Here is a 2097-nt window from a genome sequence, read left to right as displayed (position 1 = left end):
CCTGAATTGGCAGGTGTGATTGCTGAACAGCACTTGGAAACTGTCAAGAGATAATATCGCCTGAAGCAGTATCTTTTTCTTTGTGGAAAAAGAATTTCATCACATTCTGAGCAAGATCTTGTAAGGAGATGTTGCTTAGAATGTTTTTTATATATCTACAGTTCTGAATAGTGGGGAATCTCTGGTAGAAAAAGATATGTTTTTGTATTGTAATCAATATGGCAGCAGTAATGATTCAATCCGTTGCTGACAATCAGATAATCAACTTTCAGAACCATGTTATACCTGGTTATCTGATCAAATACTGTTTGTGTGATTTCTATATGTGGAGCTTTGTACTCCACAATCAGTTTGGCACTTAGATCTTTGTTGTAGAGCACAGTATCACAACGTTTTTTTGTTCCGTTTAAGTCTAGTTGTATTTCGTTGGCCAGTAATCCCTTCGGATATCCTTTATAATCCGTCAGGTAATGAACAAAATGTTGTCTTACCCATTCTTCCGGAGTAAGGGCGACATATCTCTTGCGGAGCATATCGAAAATAACATTTTTTCCATTTCGCTCCGCGATTTTAATTTCGTAGGATGGTAAGTTTAATGATAACATTTAGTAAATTTGCATAAGTGTAACTCGGTAATAACCGATGCAAAAATACAAAAGATTATGAAAACAAAAGAGGAAATTGTAGCAAACTGGCTTCCCCGCTACACAAAAAGAAGCTTGAATGATTTCGGAGAATACATCCTTCTGACCAATTTCAATAAATATGTGGAACTTTTTGCCGACAAATTTAATGTGCCGGTACTAGGACGTGATGCCAATATGACTTCGGCACATGCGGAAGGAATCACTATTATTAATTTTGGCATGGGAAGTCCCAATGCTGCTATCATTATGGATTTGCTAGGGGCCATCCAGCCTAAAGCATGTTTGTTTTTAGGTAAATGTGGGGGCATAGATAGGAAAAATAAGTTGGGAGATCTGATTCTGCCCATTGCAGCTATTCGTGGAGAAGGAACATCCAATGATTATTATCCGCCTGAGGTACCTGCGTTACCTGCATTTATGTTGCAGCGTGCCGTCTCGTCGGCTATCCGCGACCATGCCCGCGATTATTGGACCGGAACGGTATATACTACCAACCGCCGTATATGGGAGCATGATGAGGGGTTTAAAAAGTATCTCCTTAAAACGCGTGCCATGTGTGTGGATATGGAAACGGCTACGCTGTTTACTACCGGTTTTTACAATCATATTCCTACTGGAGCATTACTTCTGGTATCCGACCAGCCGATGATTCCTGAAGGGGTGAAGACGGAGAAAAGCGACAGTATTGTAACGCAGCAATATGTAGAGGAGCATGTGGAGATTGGTATTGCTTCATTACAAATGATTATTGAGGAAAAGAAAACAGTCAAGCACTTAAAATTTGACTGGTAATTTTACTGTGTATGGCAAAAGAAACAACATACGAAGAAATAGCCCGTGAACTGAAAAACCGTATCTATAAGCCTGTTTATTATCTAATGGGTGAAGAATCTTATTATATAGATCGGATATCTGAGTATATAGCACAAACGGTGTTAAATGAAAATGAAAAAGAATTCAATCAGACTATTGTCTATGGGGCTGATACAGATATCGCGACTGTTATCAATGCAGCCAAGCGTTATCCCATGATGTCCAAATATCAAGTTGTAATAGTAAAAGAAGCTCAGAATATAAAGAATATTGAAGAGCTTGCTTATTATCTCCAGAAACCTTTGGATTCTACAATTCTGGTGTTATGCCATAAACATGGTACATTGGATAGAAGAAAAAAATTGGCAGCTGAAATAGAGAAAGTAGGTGTCCTTTTCGAATCGAAAAAGATTAAGGATGCTCAGCTTCCTGGCTTTATATCTTCTTACTTGAAACGTCGTTCAGTAGAAATAGAGCCTAAGGCTTCAGAAATGATGGCGGAATTTGTTGGAGCAGATTTAAGCCGTATGGCCGGAGAGTTGGAAAAATTAATTATCACGCTTCCAAGAGAGCAAAAGCGGATTACTCCTGAACAAATAGAACGTAACATTGGCATAAGTAAGGATTATAATAATTT

At 38.5% G+C, this 2097-nt stretch carries 3 protein-coding genes; 2 read left to right on the top strand and 1 reads right to left on the bottom strand.

The genetic code is table 11. The features are described from left to right. Positions 1–155 precede the first annotated feature (155 nt). Positions 156–605, bottom strand: coding sequence for a type I restriction enzyme HsdR N-terminal domain-containing protein (locus AB5935_RS12415; RefSeq protein WP_005842029.1), 450 nt, complete (start codon positions 603–605; stop codon positions 156–158). A 57-nt stretch (positions 606–662) separates the two neighbouring features. Between AB5935_RS12415 and AB5935_RS12410 the strand changes: the two genes are divergently transcribed. After that, positions 663–1439 (top strand): AMP nucleosidase, encoded by a 777-nt coding sequence (locus tag AB5935_RS12410; protein ID WP_007835374.1) that lies wholly within the window; start codon positions 663–665, stop codon positions 1437–1439. A gap of 11 nt (positions 1440–1450) precedes the next feature. Then, a partial coding sequence (holA, locus tag AB5935_RS12405; RefSeq protein ID WP_368327445.1) for a DNA polymerase III subunit delta occupies positions 1451–2097 on the top strand: 647 nt, incomplete at its 3' end.

Source organism: Phocaeicola sp. RTP21198st1_B8_RTP21198_201120 (assembly GCF_040929485.1).
In the GTDB taxonomy this organism is placed as follows: Bacteria; Bacteroidota; Bacteroidia; order Bacteroidales; family Bacteroidaceae; genus Phocaeicola; species Phocaeicola dorei.
This window is presented reverse-complemented; position numbering and strand designations above follow the sequence as displayed.

Bases quoted from the DNA above. Each gene is read 5' to 3' on its own strand.
- AB5935_RS12415 (WP_005842029.1), bottom strand. From the start codon at position 605: ATGTTATCATTAAACTTACCATCCTACGAAATTAAAATCGCGGAGCGA.
- AB5935_RS12410 (WP_007835374.1), top strand. From the start codon at position 663: ATGAAAACAAAAGAGGAAATTGTAGCAAACTGGCTTCCCCGCTACACA.